We start from the raw sequence: 17,901 nt of genomic DNA, 5'->3' as shown, positions 1-17,901 counted from the left end.
GACCTTCGTCCTTTTTCTCGTAGCCGGAGCACCGGCCGTGCCTCAATTGGTATGTCCTGTGATATCCGCCTTGCGTTGCGGACATGGCCCGCTGGAACCGCGCACGATCAGCGATCCGTCGACCATTTCGTCTGCCGTGCCCGGCGGCTCCGCCAGCAGAAGGCTGACCGCGCGGCGTGCCAGCATGTCGGCTGGCTGGCGTATGGTCGTCAGCCGCGGCACGACGAGATTGGCGAGCGAAATATCATCGAAACCGGTGACGGATAGTTTTCGCGGCACGTCGATCTTGAGATCGCGGGCCGCGCGTAATGCGCCGATCGCCTGCTGGTCGCTGGCGGCCGCGATCGCCGTCGGCCGGTCCTGCGCCGGGCGCGAAAGCAGATTACGGGCAATTCTTTCGCCGGACTCGTAGTCGAATCTGCCGTAAGTGATTTCCAGGTCAACGGCCTCGCCGGTCTTGGCGAATCCGTCCATGCGGCTGACGAAGGCCTCCTTGCGCATGCGCCCTGCTTCGGTGTCGGTCGGCCCGGCAATATAGGCAATGCGCCGGTGCCCCAGCCCATAGAGATGATCGGCAATCAGCGTGGCTGCCTGCGCATGGTTGGTCGACACCAGGGGAAAGGTGCCGAAGCGCCGGTCGAGCGATATGACCGGAACCGAAGCCGGCAGCTCAAGACCGGAGCCATCGCTCGAAGCCACGACGATGATGCCGCGCACCGCCCGGTCGAGAAAGGCCGAAACGTGGCTCTGCTCCGCCTCGCTGTCGTTATGCGAGCTTGCCAGCATCAGGCTGTGCCCGCATTCGAGCGCCGCACGCTCGATGCTTGCCGCAAGCTGCGCGAAAAAGGGATTGGTGATGTCGGGAACGACGAGGCCGATGACGTCGGTTTTGCTGGTGCGCAGCGCTCTTGCGGTGACGTTCGGCCGGTAGCCAAGCGCCGAAATGGCGTTGTTGACCTTTTCGCGCAGCACCGGTTTGACCGCGGCTTCGCCCGACAGTACACGCGAAACGGTGCCCACGGATACGCCCGCATGTTCGGCAACGTCCTTGACTGTCGGCATCTTCGCCATTTCTCACATCCCGCAGCTATTTTACGGCGCCCGCGGTCATTCCGGCGATGATATGCTTTTCCAGCACGACGCCGACGACGACCAGCGGCAGGATGCCGGCGGTGGAAAGGGCGGCCATCGACCACCAGTTGATGCCCTGGCTGCCTGTCTGGCTGGCAATCATCACCGGCAGCGTGTTGGTATTGGTGGAGGTCAGCAGTGCGGCGAAGAAATATTCGTTCCAGCACAGGATCAGCGCCAGCAGGAAGGCGGCCACCATGCCCGGCAGAACCAGCGGCACGATGATGCGGGCAAAAGCGCCCCAGACCGACAGACCATCGACCAGGGCTGCCTCCTCGAGCTCCACCGGGATGGTGGCGAACTGGTCGCGCATGATCCAGACGACGATCGGCAGGACCATCAGCGTATAGACGGCGATCATGCCGGCATAAGTGTCGAGCAGCGCCAATTCCTTGTAGAGAACCAGGAACGGCAGGGCGAGCACGACCGGCGGCATGATGAGCTGCGACAGGAAGAAAAAGGAGATGTCGGAATTGCGCATATGGCCGAACTTGTAGGAAAAGCGGCTGAGGCCGTAGGCCGCCAGCGATCCGAGCACGACCGCAAGAGCGGATGCCGTGACCGAGATGATGACGCTGTTCCAGAGCCGGCGCATGAATTCGTCGCGCACCGTCGATATCTGCGAAATCGTATCGGGAGAGAGCCCGACCGAGCGCCAGCCGAGCCAGCTGGGGGTAAAATTGAACCAAGGGATCAGATTGCCGCGCATGACATCCGCGGCTGTTTTGAACGAGGTCGAAACCGTCCAGAACAGCGGGAAGATGCAGACACATGCCCAGACGACGAGCAGGCCGTAGACGGCAAAACGCATGGCCCACCAGCGAATGCGCTGGCCCCGCCCGTATTTTTCGAAATCGATGCGAACCATCAGAGCCTTCCTGTCATCCGCTTCACGATACGGTCGGAAATCTTCATCAGCCCCGTCATCCCAATGACGATGATCACCAGATAGACGAGCGCGAGCAGCGTCCCGTAGCCGACATTCGAACGGTCGCGGTATTCGCGATAGATGAAACTGGTGACGGAATCGGTCGCCCCGCCCGGGCCTCCCGATGTCACGGTAATGATGATGTCGGCGAGCTTGAGCTTGAAGATAATGCGGATCATCACCGCCGTGACCGACACCGGCAGCATCAGCGGGAAAATGACCTGCCAGAAACGCTGCCAGCGGGTGGCGCCATCGACTTCGGCCGCCTCCAGCACCTCCCGTGACAAGGCCTGCAAGCCGGCGAGCAACATGATCATCATGAAGGGAATGAAGGTCCAGGCATCCATGATCATGATCGAAAGCCGCGCCGTCAGCGGATCGCCGAAAAAGGAAGGGTTTTCCCAGCCGAGCCAGCGGGCTAGGCGCGCGATCGGGCCGAAACGGGTCTCCAACATCGATTTGCCGACCATCCAGCTCACGGCGACCGGCGACAGCATCAAAGGTACGAGGAAGGTGACCCGCCAGAATTTGCGGGCAAGGATTTCCTGGTTGAGGAGCAGCGCCAGGCCGAATGCGATCGCATATTCCACGACGATCGCCAGGGAATAAAGGATCATGTTGAGCAAGGCGTTGGCATAGAACGGGTCGGCGATCATCCGTCGCACATTTTCGAGCCCGTTGAAGCGCCGCCCGGCAGAAGAGGCGAGGTTCCAATCGGAAAAGCCGATCCAGAGCGCAAAGAGCAGTGGAAACACCACCATCGACACGACGAAAAGCGCGGCCGGCAGAACAAAAAGCGCCTTCTTGCCGGCCTCTCCGTAAATGACGACGCGCGTGACGCAAAGAACCGCGGCCCAGAGGAAGTAAGCATAGAGGACGGGTCGCCAGTTCGCAAAACCCCATGCGGTCCAGCCGAGTTCATGGACCCCCTGCAAGACAAAGGACGCTATGAACCATGCGGCGCTGAGCCACAGAGCCGCGCGGCCCCAGAAACGGCGGCTCGCGGAAATGGAGCCGGCTTCGACCGTGTGCAGCAGGTCGCCTTCGACTGTCGACATGATATTCCTCGCCCGGATAGAAAAGGCGCCGGCGGAATCGCTTTCGATCCGCCGGCGCGTTTGGTCAGTGGATCAGAGCCCGAGGCTCGCCCGATAGAGTTTCAGCTGGCTGTCGCGGCCGATCTGGTCGGTGATCTTTTCCCAGGCGGCTGCAATCGCATCGGCGGTTTCCTGAGCCGACTTGTACTGTCCGGCAAAACCCTTCGCCAATTCGTCCTCGGCGACGGAGTAATACTGGAAGATGCCGGGGATGCGTGGTTCGATCGCGGCGTTCGGATGGTTGTAGCTGTCGGCGTTCGAACCGAGATAGTCCTCGATATAGGCGCGGTCGTAGCCTGCCTTTTCCCATTCGTCGTAGTTGAAGTTCGACTGACGGTAGGGCTGGAAGCCGGAGGGATAGGCCGACGTCCACAGCGACAGATCCTTGCCGCCGAGATGGGCGGCAGCGGACCAGGCCGCCTTGCGCTTCTTCTCGTCGCTGGAGACCTGCTTGGTGACGTAGATGCCCCAGCCGATATAGGCCATGTTGGGCGCTTCGTTATACTTGTCTTCCCATTGACCGGTCTTGCGGTTGTAGACGCGGTTGGAGCCGCGGTTGATGCCGAAGCCGACCACGTCGCCGACGACCGAGGTGTCCGAGGTGCGCGCGCCGGAGCCGACGTCGCCCCACCACATCAGCATTGCGCCGGTGCCGGCGAGGAACTGCGAGAAGGCCGTGGTGCCGGGGTCGGCATTGATCTGATCGGCCGGATAGGCCTTGGCCGCGATCAGATCCAAGACGTCCTGGATCGCCTGGACCCATGCGGGATTATTGACCAGCGGCTTCATGTTGTCAGGATCGAACAGCCAGGCCGGGTCGCCCGGATATTTGGCATAGGCGGTCGCGCGGTTCTCGATGAAATAGAAGCCGAACCCGCCCCAGCCCTTCAGCGGATCGAGATAGCCGTAGGCCGGTTGGCCGGTCAGCGGATCGGTTTTACCGATCAGCGCCTTGGATGCTGCGTTGACCTCCTGCCAGGTCTTCGGCGGTTCGGCCATGCCGCTGATCGAGCCCTCGCCGAAGTAATCCTTGCGATAGGCGAAGGTGTGGCAGTCGCCGTCGATCGTCACGCGATAGGTCTTGCCGTCCCAGGTGCCGACCGGGGGCTTCAGGTAGCTCACCAGGTCGTCGGCTTCGATCTGCTTTGCCGCCCAGTCGGGCATCTCGTCCAGAAGCCCGCGTCCGGCTGTGTCGCCTTCGAAGGGGGCGCCCATTTCGAGAATGTCGAAATCGACCGTGCCGGTCGCGATCGACTGCTGAAGGCGGGCATTGTAGTCGGCTTGCGCAAGGTCGATCCAGTTGATCTTGGCGCCGGTATAGGCTTCCCACGGCTTCAGGAAGCCGCGGAACAGGAAGTTGTGCAGATTCTGGTTGTTGAGCCCCATGAAGGTCAGCTCGACACCTGTGAATTCGCCCTGCTTGACGTTGGCCTTGGTTGGACCGAGGCAGAGTTCGCCGACCTTCTGCCAGTCTGCATCCGTCGGCGAGCCCTTGCCGACCCCCGGTATCTGCAGGATCTGGGCGCGCAGATCATCGGCAGCGAACGCCATGCCGGGAATTCCGCCGACTGCGCCGGACAGGCCGAGCAGCGCCGCTGCACTCGCCGTTCCGCGCAGAACGTCGCGGCGGCTTGCCTGACGGCGCATCAGTGCATCGTATATTTCGACTTTCATGTCTTCCTCCTCCACGCTTCGTTGGGCTGCCGCCAGCCGGTCTTTCCGAACTGGTTCCGGTCCGATTTTTGGACTGGTTTCGTGCAGAACTATCTGGTAAGCAAGAAAATGAAACGTTTCATAATTCTTGCTCGAAACCGCTCCTCTCGGTCTCGCCATCGAGCATTAGACGGCAAGCGACAAAAGTCAACAATAAATGAAACGTTTCATGGAGGAGGTCTCACGGTCTTTCGGGCAGCGGCGGAACGCGGTTGCCTCGACCCCAATGCCGTGGATATTGTCAAGCGACGCATATCCCTTGGGACCGCCCCTGGGGTAGCCGGAAAGCGATTGGGAGGCATATGGCTGAGGTCAATATTTCGGAGGCGCGCAAGGCCTACGGCGCCTTAAACATCCTGCACGGCGTCGATATCGAAATTCGCGACGGCGAGTTTGTGGTGCTGGTCGGGCCGTCCGGCTGCGGCAAGTCGACTTTGCTGCGCATGGTCGCGGGGCTCGAAAGCATTACCGGCGGCACCATTTCGATCGGCGGAAAGATCGTCAACAATCTGCCGCCGAAGGACCGTGACATCGCGATGGTCTTCCAGAGCTACGCGCTCTATCCGCACAAGACCGTTGCCGAAAACATGGTCTTTGCGCTGCGCCTGCAGAAGCAGCCGGCCGATGTCATCAAACAACGGCTGCAGGCGGCGGCCGAAACCCTCGACCTCGTGCCCTATCTTGACCGCTATCCGCGCCAGCTTTCCGGCGGCCAGCGGCAACGCGTCGCGATGGGACGCGCCATCGTCCGGTCGCCGCAGGTCTTTCTGTTCGACGAGCCCCTGTCGAACCTCGACGCCAAGCTGCGTGTGCAGATGCGCAAGGAGATCAAGGAGCTCCACCAGCGCCTGAGAACCACGACGATCTATGTCACCCATGACCAGGTCGAGGCGATGACCATGGCCGACAAGATCGTCGTCATGCAGGGCGGCAAGATCGAGCAGACCGGAACGCCCCTGGAACTCTACGATCGTCCGCGCAATACGTTCGTGGCGACCTTCATCGGCTCGCCGTCGATGAATCTGCTGAAAGGCCGCTACAAGGCCGATGGTGCGGTGTTCGTCACCGAGACCGGCGACGAGATTGCGCTCGGTTTCACGCCGGAGGCGTCCGATGGACAGGCCGTGCGTCTCGGCGTGCGGCCCGAACATCTGTCCCTCAGCCCGGGCGGCCTGGAAACGACCGTCAACGTCACCGAACCCACCGGCCACGAGACGATGGTCTTCCTGCGCTACGGCCCCGGCGAGCTTGTCGCGGTGCTGTCCGAACGTCACGATTTCGAGCCGGGGCAGGTCGTGACGATAGCGGCCCGGCCGGGCAAGCTTCATCTGTTCGATGCGGAATCCGGCAAGACGCTGCGGCGGGATTGACGTCCTGGATGTCCGGTCGATCCGCAGGCGCCGGCGGGCGAGGAGCCGCGACGATTCACGCAAAAGACGGTTCGCCGTTCATGGCGTCAGAACGGCCGCCCCGCTCAACCGGCCGGTGCGCAGATCGTCGAGCGCCCGGTTGGCGTCGGCAAGCGGATAGACGGTCGTGTGCGTCTTGACGCCTGCCTGACGGGCAACGGGAAAGAATTCCTCCGCGTCGCCACGGGTGAGATTTGCCACCGAAACCACGCTTCGCTCGCCCCAGATCAAGGCATAGGGCATCTCTGGGATATCGCTCATATGAATGCCTCCGCAGACGACCCTGCCTCCCTTCCGCACCGCCTTCAAGGCGGCCGGCACGAGCGCTCCGACCGGGGCGAAGATGATGGCTGCATCGAGCATGACGGGCGGACGCTCGTCAGAGCCTCCCGCCCAGACCGCGCCGAGGCTGAGGGCGAAACGGCGCGCCGCATCATCGGCTGCCCTCGAAAACGCGTAGACGTCGCGGCCCTGCCAGAGGCAGACCTGGGCGATGATATGAGCGGCCGCGCCGAACCCATACAGCCCGATCCTCATGCCGTCGCCGGCTTTCCTCAATGAACGCCATCCTATGAGACCGGCGCAGAGCAGCGGCGCAAGCGCGACGGGATCGGCCTGCTCGTCCAGCGCGAAGGCATAATCGGCATCTGCGACGACATGGGTGGCAAAACCGCCGTCGCGCGTATAGCCGGTAAATTGCGGTTGGTCGCAAAGGTTCTCCTCTCCGTTGCGGCAGAAGGAGCAGCCGCCGCACGTATGGCCGAGCCAGGCTACGCCGACCCTTTGTCCGATCCGCAACGCGGAGACCCCCTGCCCGACCGCTTCGACGATGCCGACGATCTCATGGCCGGGAACGAGCGGTAACTTCGGGCTGGTAAGGTCGCCGTCGCAGACGTGGAGATCCGTCCTGCAGACGGCACAGGCCTCCACCCTCAGCATCAATTCTCCCTTCCCCGGCACGGGATCGGGCCGCTCGACCGGACGAAGGGGTGACCCGGTCGCTTCGAGGATCATTGCCTTCATCAGCTCCTCCTCATCTGCGGCGCCACTTCCCCGGAAACCGCGGGGATGACTGTGACCCAAGCCGGAGCATATTGCGCATTCAATGCGCGAGGAAGAGCGGACGGTCGCCGCACCCGGAGCCTCAATGCGACAGCAGGACAGGCAGGGTGATGTTGGTCAGCACGGCCCGCGTGGCACCGCCGAGCACGAATTCACGCAGGCGCGAATGGCCGAAACCGCCCATGACGAGAAGGTCCGCCCGCATTTCGAGCGCCTTGTTCTGCAATACTTCTCCGACCGGCTCGCCGTGGGCGTGTAGCCGTGATGCCTCGGCCTTCACGCCGCTCTTGAGCATATTCTCGATGAGATAATCGCCCGTCTCGTATGTCACCGGCTTCTCGTCGATGACGGAGAGCAGGAAGACCTTTGATGCCCGCTCCAGGAAGGCCGAGGCGTCGTGGGCGGCCCGCGCGGCGGCGCGGCTGCCGTCCCAGGCGATGGCGATGTGATCCATCCGGCCGCCGAAAGGCGCCGGGGGATAAAGGATGAGCGGCCGACCGGATCCGAACAGCACCGCCTCGACGATCGGACGGGACAGACCCGCCAGTTCCAGAAGCACGAGATCGTAGGCGCGCGAGGCTTCTGCCAGCGCTTCGACGACGAATGGCTCCTCAACCTTGATTTCGCGCGTACGCAGGTCGACGGAAGCTGCCTTTGCCTCGTCTACTGCCTTCTGCGTCAGCACCGAAGCGCGCTTGCGGCTCAGCGCTCCGGCCTCCCGCGCCATCTGTGCCGCATCGATGATCAGCGAAGACAGCGCATTGGAGACGTTGGGAATGGTAATCTCGACCGCACAGACCGTCAGCGTCGCCTGCATGTGACGCGCAAGGGCGACGGCGTTGGCGACCATGAATTCCGATGTCGCATCCGGATAGGTGAGGAGTGGAAGAAAAATATGGCGTTTCATGGTGTACTCCAGAGCAGGGAGTGGGTGTCTGATACCCATACTCTGACGCTCTGCCGGAATTGCGGCATTGACATGCCTCAAACCGAGCATCTCTCAACCACCCATTGACGCGGATCAATGCAGCATTCCTTGACGGCTGTAGCGTGACCACCACTGTTCGATAATCGACCGTCGGTCGGTTGAATGGACTGGCAGAGGCCGGCATGGGCCGCCGTTCCCGGGAAGCGATCGATGAAGCACGAGGATCTGGAAGACAAACTGAAAACCGCGAAAGTGGACCTGCAACGCCGGCTGTCGGCGATCGACGCCGATCTCGGCACCGCGCTGGATCCGGATAGCGAAGATCGCGTTACCCAGCTCGAGAACGATCAGGTGCTGTCGGAAATGCGAAGGGAAGCGGGTGCGCAAATCCGGCTGATTGACGCAGCCCTTGAGCGTCTGAAACACGGGATGTTCGGACGCTGTGTCACCTGTCTTGCCCCCATCGAGACCGCCCGACTGGATGCCATTCCCTACACGCCCTACTGCGCGACCTGTGCTCGCCTGGCGGATGAGAGGCGTTCCTCTTAAGGCTGGAGAAGGAGCGCCGCCGTCTCATGCTGAGCATGGCTCCTCCTCCTGTCACGCCTTCGATGGCTTAAGCCCGCAGCCGGGCATGATCGATCCAAGGCGAAATTGCTCTTTGTCAATGCGCGAAATGAGCGTCGGCCTACAGTGACTCCTCGATCAGTCGAGAGGACCGTCTCATGTCATTGAGTTTACGGGAATTCACGCTGGCTGAATGCTATGCCAGCCGAAAGAGCTTCCGGTGCTCGCCGAATCTCCGCACATCTTCTTTGGAATCCTTGTCCGGAAATTGTCAGGCCGCGCCGCGTTTTTCATCGACTAAAGCATTTCCCGGTTCGTGGGCCGAACAGCCCCAGCCCTGCTTGACCTTCGTCAAAGCGAGGCCGATTTACACCTTATAAGCTGCTTCTTCACATAAGAGTGGCCTTGGACTTGCGATGTGGAATTTCAGCGAGTGGAGGCCTATCATCGGTTTGGAGGCTTTCGATGCTTTCGACAGAGCGAGATTTAAAGCGGGGCGGTGAGCGTTTTCCCATTCCTTCGCAAGGCGAAGTCGAAGGCAGGCTTTTGATGTTCGAAGTGGTTGCCGTCACCTGCCTGCAGGAGCTTCTCGCAAAAACGGACCCGCATCTGGTTTTCCGGCTTCGCCGAAAGCTCATTCGCAGTCTGAAGGAGAGGTGCGCGCCGTTGAAGCTCTGTGCAGACGACGAAAAGGCAGCAAAAGAGTTCGCGCTTCAGTTGTTCAGCGCCGCTCTGGAAGCGGCAGAAGCCGAGGTGCGAACCGGTAGCCAAAATCCGCAGAAGAGCCGCTAGGAGCAACTGCTCCATCTCATCCTCGCCCTACGATCAAGAACGCCGCCTGTGGGTGGTGCCTGCGGCGGTATCGTCTCCTCGACGGCCCTGACATTTTCCTTCGCCCGTCAATCGAAGCAGATGTCGGCGCTCTCGCCGCTGCTTTCGGCCGGAGCGATGCTGGCGGGGCCCGTATCCCCAAGCCGAGTACTATTGATCTGCAGCGTCATCGCACCAGCAGCGGTGCTGATGGAGCTTGCGGCATTCCTCGGACCGGCTGCCGCGGTGCTCGCCATCGGCGGCGGCCTCGCCGGCTTCTCGCCGCGCTCCGACGGTGCCGACTTTTCACCGAAAAATCCGTTGGAGGTGATGGGGGGCGTATTGGGCTTTGCTCTTCTGCTCGCCGTGGCCTTCATCACGGGCCTGAGCGATCTTGACGCGATAACCCTGTCGATTGCGAAGCTCCCGTCGTCAAATGTGCCGGCGCTGCGGCCGCGCATGCGATCGCGGTCGCCGCCTTCGCCAATCTTCTTGCGAAAACCGTTCTCGCGGGGATCGCGGGAAGCTTGGGCTATGTGGTTCGGCTGGGCGTCGTGAGTGGTATTGCAACGCTCGCCGGCGTTGCCGGCTTGCTGCTGACCTAAAGCGCGTCGCATCAAATTTGATTCATGCGACGCGCTTTACTCTTTACCTCTGCTCGAAACCTTCTCAGCCGAGGCCGCTCAAGAACTCTTCCGTCTCCATGAGTTCCAGCTGGACGGAAAATCGATCGTGCAACAGTTCCAGCGATGCGTCATAAGTGTCGTCGGCGCTGCTGCAGACGGCGTCCTTCAGCACGATGACGCGATAGGCAAGATCGATGGCGCCAAGCGTCGTGGCGAGCACGCAGACATCCGTTTCCCCGCCGGTGATCACAAGAGTGTCGACCCGCTCCGACTGAAGGATCTTATGGAGGCGGCCGTCGATCCAGGGCGAATAGGTGCGTTTGTCGAAGTATCGCGCCGGCGGAACAAGCGAGGCCAGCGAGGAAGCCAGATCGACAAGCTCGGGCGGGAGGTGCTCGCCCGTCATCATCCACCATTTCTGGTAATAGTCGCGCCATTTTCCCGGCATCGCATCCGGATGCTGGGGCGGCACGAAGCGGGTAAAAATCGTCCGAGACGGATGCCGGCCGGCAAGCTCCTCGATCTGTGGAGAGATCCGAACCATCCAGGGCACGTGCCATGGGGTGTCTTCGGCAAACATGCGCTGCATGTCGACGCAAAGGTGCCGCCACTCGCCGATCCCACCCATCAGATCCTCCCTTCATCTTCGGGCGTCAACCGCTGCCCGGAACGAAAGTTCCCGCGTGGTGGAAGATCAAAGGCTCTCAAGCATGTCGCGCAAAACCGGGCAGCGGTTTTGCGTAAAACAAGATCTAAGGGAGCAATCTGAAAGATCGCGACGCGCTTTTAGGCAATGGCGCCCGAAGTGATCGTCCGTGATCCGGCGCCGCTCTCCGATTTGGCGAAGCCGTCGAGTTCGCGGAGAGGAACCGGTTTGGAGAAGAAATAGCCTTGGAGATCGGTGCAGCCGAGGGCGGTCAGAAAGTCGCGTTGATATTCGGTTTCAACCCCTTCTGCCGTCGTCGAGATGCCGAGATTGCGGCTGAGGGTGACGATCGCGCCGATGATGGCCGCTCCGTTGGCTTTTGCGCCGAGCTGCGAGACGAAGGAGCGATCGATCTTGATGCGGTCGATGTCGAAACGCACCAGATGGCTGAGGCATGAGAAGCCGGTCCCGAAATCATCGAGGGAAATCTGAATGCCCCGGCTGCGCAGTGATTTCAGTACCGTGTAGACATCCGAATTATCCTCGATGAGCGAGGACTCGGTGAGCTCGAGCTCGAGGCGGGATGGCGGCAGGCCGGTCTCTTCGAGCACGGCGAAGACTTCCTCGGCGAAATTTGGTCTTCTCAGCTGGGCCGGCGACACGTTGACCGCCACGAAGGTGTCTTCGGGCCATGTGCAGGCGGCCCGGCAGGCTTCACGCAAGACCCAGAAACCGAGGGCGTCGATGAGGCCACCCTCTTCGGCTGCGGGGATGAAGCTCGCAGGGGTGAGCAGTCCGCGCTGACTGTGACGCCAGCGCACGAGAGCCTCCGCGCCGGAAGCCGAATATCCGCCCTCGGCGCGATGCACCGTCTGGTAATAGACCTCAAGCGATCCGAAATCCGGCTTGCTGCCGCCCGGGCCGGGTTGGGGATTGCCAGCGGAGGGGGCCGTGCCTTTGGCCAGTACTTCGCGCAATTCGTTCTTGAGAATGTCGCGCGCATTTCTGCCGCCGTCCATGGACGGGGAATAGACGCGCCACTGGCCTCTCCCGCCCATCTTTGCCTCGTAAAGTGCGACATCGGCATAACGCATGACGTCATCGGCATTTCGCCCGGCATCCGGCACGATGGTGACGCCGATCGAGCCGCCGACCCGGGCGACCGCTTCGCCCCTCAGAAGCGGGAAGGGCCTGCCAAGTTCGGCAACGATCGCATCGCATATGGACAGCAGGATTTGATCGTCATCCTTGATGTCCCGGAGAAGCAAGGCAAATTCGTCGCCCCCAAGCCGGGCGAGCGTATCATCAGGACGAAGGACGGAACGGATCCGCTCCGCGGCCATCCTGATGAGTTCATCACCGGCGGCATGGCCGAACGTGTCGTTCACCGCTTTGAAGCGGTCGAGATCGAGAAGTGCGACGGCCGAGCGCTCGGTCGAATGCCGCGTATCGGTCAAGCACTCCTCGAACCGTATGGCGAACAGGGCGCGGTTGGGAAGGTCGGTCAGTACGTCATGCAAGGCAAGCTGCCTTGCATGCAGCTCGCTTCTCTTCAATTCGCCGAGACTGCTCCGCAGCCGCACAAGCAGCACCGAAAACAGCACGGCGATCACCAGGGCGGCAATCGAAAGCGCCGGCATCAATCGGCCGATCACCCGTGAACCTGGAAGATCGGGCCGCCATACGATGAAGCCGATCGGTTCACCATTTGCCGTCGCGTCGATTTGGAACGCGACCTCATTTTCGTCGGCATCGGCCGTGCGGGCAAAGCGCGCGCCGTTGAGGCCCTGCTGCCGGCTCAACTCGTCGAGGGCCGCACCATCGAGAAACCGCACGACGATCAGGAATTGCCGCATCGGCTGCGGCTGTCCATCGGGAGCTTCGTTGATGGCGACGATGCCGACGATCGTCGGCCGGCCTTCCAGCCGCATCAGATTGGCCAGCGCATGGTTGGGGCGAAACGCGCTCGCCCGACGGCTTTCCAGCGAGGATGGCGTTCGGTCGCTGAAAGTCTGGCTGTGGCGTGCCGTAAGACGGCTATCCCTGAGGAGCGGCAAAAACAGAGGCTTCATCCAGCGATAGCGTTTTTCCGTCTTCGCGTCGGTCAGCATGCTCAGCTGAGCCTTCTCGTCGACGACAAAGGCCTGATCGTATCCGAAGGCGGACATTGCGGTTTCGCTGATTGCGCTGCCGGCCGCCGCGGCCAGAACCGTATCGAGGCTGGAGGAAACACCTGCCGATCGGGACGCGGGATAAACGCGGGCGAGATAGCCGTTGCCGAACTGACCGATGACATGGGCGACCTGATCGACCTGTTCGCGCAGGCGCGCATTCACCAGCTGACGCTGGCGATCAAGGGCCGCAGCGTCGCTTTCGGCTCCTGCCCAGAGCGCCGATAGCACGACGAGTCCAATCGCTCCGAGCCCGCTGATGGCGATCAGAAAGAGAATTCTTCCCGAGGCGATCCAGGACTTCTGGAACGTGTTGGAGCTGGATGGAACTACGATGTGCAAGCCTGGACCCCTGGACACCACGATACGGGCGCATTCGTCGACGCTAACAAATAAGCGTTCACGTAGAATTAAAGGCTGCGGCGCACTATAGGGCGAGATCGATCACGCCCAGGGGGTTCCGGCGATGTTGCGAATATCCATTCAGACTTTATTGCGCGGCGCGCTGATGGTGGGCGGGGTGGGTGTCGTTTTGGCGGCGGTCTCGCCGCTGCCGGTGGCCGCGCAAGAGCGAACGCCGATGAGAGTTGCCGTCGAAGGTGCGTTTCCGCCCTTCAACTATCTCGATGCGAATAACAAACTTCAGGGTTTCGACATCGATATTGCCAATGCCCTTTGCGAGACCGGCAAGTTCGAATGCCAATTCATCATCGAGAAGTGGGACGACATGATCCCCGATCTCATTGCCGAAAAATACGACGCGATTATCTCATCGATGTCGATGAGCCTGGAGCGGCGCCAGAAGGTCGCTTTCACCGAGAAATACTACAACAGCCCGTCAGTGTTCATCGCGCGGAAGGATTCGCCGATCACTGACGTCAGTCCCGCCGCCCTCAATGACAAAAAACTCGGAGTGACGTCGTCGACGGCGCAGGAATCTTATGCCAACCATTTCTATGCCGACATGAAAAAGACGGTATTCCGGTCATCGCCGGAATTGTACAAAGGCCTGTCGGATGGGCGCGTCGACATTATCCTGGAGGATAAGCTCGCCATTTACGACTGGATCGCCAATACGAAGGCGGGAACCTGTTGCGCGTTCAAAGGGCCGGATCTGGTCGACGTCACTTTTTTTGGCGAAGGTGCCGGGATTGCGGTGCGTCTGGACGACAAGGAGCGCCTTGCGCGCCTGAACGAGGCGTTGAAGACGATCAAGGAAGACGGGACTTATGACATGATCAATGCCAAGTATTTCCCGTTCAGCATCCAGTAGCCGGCAACAGAATTTTGGTGTGACTGCTGCGAGATGGCCGGGTCTTCCCGGCCATCTCCGTTTTGAGCTAAAGCGCGCGGCTGCGCACTTTAGCGCGAGATGCTTTGTCGTCAGGCGGCTTTCGCGACCTCTCCATGCGGGTCGAGAACAAATTTCGTCGCCGCACCGTGGTCGAAGCTCTCATATCCCTGGACGGCTTCGTCGAGCGGGATGACCTTGGCGTTGACGATGTCGGCGATCGGCAAGCGGTCGTGAAGGATCGCCTGCATGAGCTGGCGATTATATTTGAGCACCGGCGTCTGGCCGGTGTGGAAGGATTGCGCCTTGGCCCAGCCGAGGCCGAAGCGAAGCGAAAGGTTGCCGTGTTTGGCGGCGTTGTCGACGGCGCCGGGATCCTCGGTGACGTAGAGGCCGGGAATGCCGATCGAGCCTGCGGCGCGGGTGATCTCCATCATCTGGTTGAGCACGATCGCCGGCTGTTCGCCACCCGAATGGCCGCGTGCCTCGAAGCCGACCGCGTCGATGGCGCTGTCCACCTCGTTGCTGCCGACGACCTCAGCGATCATGTCGCCGAGACGATCGCTCTTGGAGAGGTCGATCGGTTCGAAACCGACCTTGGCCGCATGCGCCAGGCGGTCCTTGTTGAAGTCACCGATCATGACGACGGCGGCGCCGAGGATGCGAGCCGAAGCCGCAGCCGCAAGACCGACGGGGCCGGCACCGGCGATGTAGACGGTCGAGCCGACGCCAACGCCGGCGCGCACTGCGCCATGAAAGCCGGTCGGTAGAATATCGGAGAGCATGGTGAGATCGCGGATCTTCGCCATTGCCTTGTCGCGATCCGGGATTTTCAGCAGGTTGAAATCAGCATAGGGGATCGTGACGTAGCGTGCCTGGCCGCCGATCCAGCCGCCCATGTCGACATAGCCGTAAGCGCCACCGGCGCGGGCCGGGTTCACGGTCAGGCAGACGCCGGTGTCCTGGGATTTGCAGCAGCGGCAACGGCCGCAAGCGACATTGAACGGTACCGAGACGATATCGCCGATGTCGAGCATCTCGACGTCGATCCCTTTCTCGATGATCTCGCCGGTGATTTCGTGACCGAGGACCAGGCCCGGCATCGCCGTCGTGCGGCCGCGGACCATGTGCTGGTCGGAGCCGCAGATGTTGGTCGAGATCACTTTCAGAATGACGCCGTGTTCGATGCGGCGGCCGTCGGGCGCTTCCAGCTTCGGGTCGTCGATGTCGCGAACTTCGACCTTGCCCGGCCTCAGATAGACGACGCCTCTATTCTTGCTCATGGATTCCTCCCATTTGTTGAGTGCCTCGATCTGCAGCCGATGCAGCCGATGGCAATGCTTTCCTCCGGCCTGCCTCCTCTGCAATCCGGTATTCACCGCCGCATCGGGCGATGTTCGAATTTCGCAGATAGGCGGGGACAGACTGGATCGAGGAGAGAGTGAGTACGATAGGGCTGGCCTGTCGTGCTGCTCTCGTCATCGCCCGCCGCAATCCGTAGATCTGCTGCGAAAAGAGCTGATTTAGGGCTACAGAACCTCCTTTCGATCCGTCTGGATATCTTTTACGGATAACTATCCGGTCATCCCTGAGGATTTCAGTCCTTTATCACCGTGGCGGCGCGCCGGCGGCCGGCCATGCTTCATGTCGCTCGCTTGCGCGGCAGCGCCGTGAACGTGACAAGAAAACCATGCCTGACGAAAAACAGAGCCCGAAAAAACGACACGGGTGCCCCTCAAGACGACAATCGGCAAAGTCGTCATCTCCTCCGGTAATCAAATCTGTTCGGGCAGCGGCAGATGCCGTTTCCAATCGTGATTGGACATCGGCTGCGTCCTGAGCCACGCTATTTTCGGGAGCGGACCGTCTATTTTTCCGAAGATAGGAGGCCGGAATGGAACAGTATGCACTGGAGCAGCTGAAAACAGTTGCGAAGATCAGCACGAGCATAAAACCCCTTGAACTGACACGGCGCGAACGCATTGAGCGCTGGGCTGAATGTCTCGAACGCAGCCCCAGACCGTTTTTGAAGACGCTTCACGAGACAGAGTATCAGCCGATCGCAGATCGGCTTGCCCTGCGGGGTGACGACACCCCGATCTCCGTTGCGTTCGCTGATCCCATTCTGCGGGCGGCCGGAATGGAAAATGACAGCTATGGAGAAGCCAAACGGTTCTTCGAACTCAGCGACGAACAGTTGCACGAGCTTGTCTGCTTCTGTCATTTTGGTGAAAGCGTCAGCGCGGCAGCAGTCGCTCGCCGCGTGCGAAGGATCGCAGACCCCAGACCAAGCGGGTTTTTCGCTCAGCTTCGTGCGTTCTTTGGCTAAAAGGCCATGACGCTGTAAGGCTGGCGTTCGCCGCGACGTGAAGCGGCCTGCCACGGCAGTGTGCAGGTCACCTGCCTCGGCAAACGCGAACAGGGCCAGCGCAAAACGGTTGCTTCGGTGGGACCGGAGGATAGGCTTCGCGCTTTCCCGGCAAACGCTACGCGCTTTGCTGGAATTGCCCTAGCCGCCGTAAGACCGCCGGCCCCGGTTGAAGTCGACCGCGGTATGCCAGAACACAGCGCCGAGGATGATCGCGCCGCCGAAATAGGTGGCGACGGGCGGCTGTTCTGAAAACAGCAGCCAAACCCAGAAGGGCGTCAGCACGATTTCCATCGTGCCGATCAACGCGGCTTCCGCCGGCGGCATCCGCTTCGCCCCGGCAAGGAACAGCACCAGCGCCAGCGAGAAATTGGTGGCGCCGAAGGCGGCAAGGACGATCCAGTTGTGCAGGTCGAGCGAGCCGACCGAACCGAACGGCGCGAAGATGACGAGGGTTAGGAAGGCGCTGACGACGGTCGGCGGCAGGCTCGGCACGCCGGGATCGATGCGCGGAATGATGATAACGAGCGCGAAGGAGGCGGTCATGCCGAGCGCCAAGAGGTCGCCCCAGCCGGTACCGCCGCCGATCGACGAGGCGACGATGACGCCGACGCCGAAGAGGGACACGGCGCCGGCAATCATCGTCCGCCTGGCGACCCTCTCCTTGAGGATGAGCCAGCCGAACAGAGCCGCGATGAAGGGCGTCGTCGCATAGATCATCGTCACATTGGCGACGGTGGTCATGTAGAGCGCCCCGATGAAACATCCCTGACTGAAGGTCTGGCATGCGATCATCGCAAGACCGGACGGATGGAAGACGGAACGCCATTGCCGCCGCGAGATGCCCCCTTCGAGGAAAAGGCAGGGGATCAGCAGGAACAGGCCGCCGAACAACGACCGCCAGGCGATCGCCGTCCATACGTCGGTCGTGAGTAGCCGCGAGTAAACGCCGCTCGCACTCCAGGCGAGCGTCGCGGCAACGATGAGAAGCACACCCTTCTCATGCTCGCTGCCTGCGAGGCGTGCAGTCGGATTTTCAATGGTCACGCAGAGATTCTCAAAGAAGGAAGTCGAACGCAGTTCATTTCTGCGCCACGAATTGACATTAGACAAACGAATAGTAGTGATAGCTATCATCGATTTTTTCTATGGCT

The 17,901-nt window shown here is 61.2% G+C and carries 15 protein-coding genes and 1 pseudogene; 6 read left to right on the top strand and 10 right to left on the bottom strand.

From position 1 onward, the window contains the following. Positions 1-42 precede the first annotated feature (42 nt). From CO655_RS13475 to CO655_RS13460, 4 genes are all read right to left on the bottom strand, one after another. Entirely contained in the window at positions 43-1,071 is a 1,029-nt protein-coding gene (locus tag CO655_RS13475; RefSeq protein ID WP_097665012.1) for a LacI family DNA-binding transcriptional regulator, read from the bottom strand. A gap of 16 nt (positions 1,072-1,087) precedes the next feature. Next, positions 1,088-1,999, bottom strand: a complete 912-nt coding sequence (locus tag CO655_RS13470; protein ID WP_097665011.1) for a carbohydrate ABC transporter permease — start codon at positions 1,997-1,999, stop codon at positions 1,088-1,090. Continuing rightward, the gene (locus CO655_RS13465; RefSeq protein ID WP_097665010.1) at positions 1,999-3,117 is read right to left on the bottom strand and encodes a sugar ABC transporter permease; all 1,119 of its coding nucleotides are present in this window, start codon (positions 3,115-3,117) and stop codon (positions 1,999-2,001) included. Before CO655_RS13465 ends, CO655_RS13470 begins: the two co-directional genes overlap by 1 nt. Before the next feature lie 72 nt (positions 3,118-3,189). Then, the gene (locus CO655_RS13460; protein ID WP_097665009.1) at positions 3,190-4,830 is read right to left on the bottom strand and encodes an extracellular solute-binding protein; all 1,641 of its coding nucleotides are present in this window, start codon (positions 4,828-4,830) and stop codon (positions 3,190-3,192) included. A 341-nt stretch (positions 4,831-5,171) separates the two neighbouring features. On the opposite strand from CO655_RS13460, the gene ugpC reads away from it, so the two are divergent. Continuing rightward, a complete protein-coding gene (ugpC, locus tag CO655_RS13455; protein ID WP_097665008.1) occupies positions 5,172-6,239 on the top strand; it encodes a sn-glycerol-3-phosphate ABC transporter ATP-binding protein UgpC in 1,068 nt (355 codons plus the stop codon). 78 nt (positions 6,240-6,317) lie between these two features. Here the strand turns inward: ugpC and CO655_RS13450 are convergent, their stop codons facing one another. Together CO655_RS13450 and CO655_RS13445 are read right to left on the bottom strand one after the other, a co-directional pair. Then, positions 6,318-7,301 (bottom strand): zinc-dependent alcohol dehydrogenase family protein, encoded by a 984-nt coding sequence (locus CO655_RS13450; RefSeq protein WP_097665006.1) that lies wholly within the window; start codon positions 7,299-7,301, stop codon positions 6,318-6,320. Between the two features lie 121 nt (positions 7,302-7,422). Continuing rightward, complete coding sequence (locus CO655_RS13445; protein ID WP_097665005.1) at positions 7,423-8,247, bottom strand: universal stress protein; 825 nt, start codon at positions 8,245-8,247, stop codon at positions 7,423-7,425. Between the two features lie 231 nt (positions 8,248-8,478). Here CO655_RS13445 and CO655_RS13440 point away from each other — a divergent pair, with 231 nt between their 5' ends. The 3 genes and pseudogenes from CO655_RS13440 to CO655_RS13430 all read left to right on the top strand — a co-directional run. Continuing rightward, positions 8,479-8,817, top strand: a complete 339-nt coding sequence (locus tag CO655_RS13440; protein WP_097665004.1) for a TraR/DksA C4-type zinc finger protein — start codon at positions 8,479-8,481, stop codon at positions 8,815-8,817. A 483-nt stretch (positions 8,818-9,300) separates the two neighbouring features. Beyond that, positions 9,301-9,627 carry a hypothetical protein gene (locus CO655_RS13435; RefSeq protein WP_097665003.1) on the top strand — a complete coding sequence of 109 codons (327 nt, stop codon included), beginning with the start codon at positions 9,301-9,303 and terminating at the stop codon, positions 9,625-9,627. A 54-nt stretch (positions 9,628-9,681) separates the two neighbouring features. Then, a pseudogene (locus tag CO655_RS13430) lies at positions 9,682-10,250 on the top strand (DUF4010 domain-containing protein); the annotation flags it as partial. Positions 10,251-10,314: 64 nt separating this feature from the next. Here the strand turns inward: CO655_RS13430 and CO655_RS13425 are convergent. Then, on the bottom strand, positions 10,315-10,899 hold the full coding sequence (locus tag CO655_RS13425) for an isochorismatase family cysteine hydrolase (protein WP_010029332.1): 585 nt from the start codon (positions 10,897-10,899) through the stop codon (positions 10,315-10,317). Positions 10,900-11,057: 158 nt separating this feature from the next. Beyond that, positions 11,058-13,430 carry an EAL domain-containing protein gene (locus tag CO655_RS13420; RefSeq protein WP_097665002.1) on the bottom strand — a complete coding sequence of 791 codons (2,373 nt, stop codon included), beginning with the start codon at positions 13,428-13,430 and terminating at the stop codon, positions 11,058-11,060. A 124-nt stretch (positions 13,431-13,554) separates the two neighbouring features. On the opposite strand from CO655_RS13420, the gene CO655_RS13415 reads away from it, so the two are divergent. Further along, a complete protein-coding gene (locus CO655_RS13415) occupies positions 13,555-14,361 on the top strand; it encodes a transporter substrate-binding domain-containing protein (protein WP_097665001.1) in 807 nt (268 codons plus the stop codon). A 110-nt stretch (positions 14,362-14,471) separates the two neighbouring features. On the opposite strand, the gene fdhA is transcribed toward CO655_RS13415, so the two are convergent. Next, positions 14,472-15,662 (bottom strand): formaldehyde dehydrogenase, glutathione-independent, encoded by a 1,191-nt coding sequence (fdhA, locus tag CO655_RS13410; RefSeq protein ID WP_004674667.1) that lies wholly within the window; start codon positions 15,660-15,662, stop codon positions 14,472-14,474. A 611-nt stretch (positions 15,663-16,273) separates the two neighbouring features. Here fdhA and CO655_RS13405 point away from each other — a divergent pair. Continuing rightward, positions 16,274-16,708, top strand: coding sequence for a hypothetical protein (locus tag CO655_RS13405; RefSeq protein ID WP_097665000.1), 435 nt, complete (start codon positions 16,274-16,276; stop codon positions 16,706-16,708). A 180-nt stretch (positions 16,709-16,888) separates the two neighbouring features. On the opposite strand, the gene CO655_RS13400 is transcribed toward CO655_RS13405, so the two are convergent. Further along, positions 16,889-17,794 (bottom strand): EamA family transporter, encoded by a 906-nt coding sequence (locus CO655_RS13400; RefSeq protein ID WP_097664999.1) that lies wholly within the window; start codon positions 17,792-17,794, stop codon positions 16,889-16,891. Positions 17,795-17,901: the final 107 nt, after the last annotated feature.

The sequence above is a fragment of the Rhizobium sp. M1 genome (assembly GCF_002531805.1).
Lineage (GTDB): Bacteria > Pseudomonadota > Alphaproteobacteria > Rhizobiales > Rhizobiaceae > Rhizobium > Rhizobium etli_C.
The sequence above is the reverse complement of the archived record's forward strand: the minus strand, read 5'-3'. Positions and strand labels throughout refer to the sequence as shown.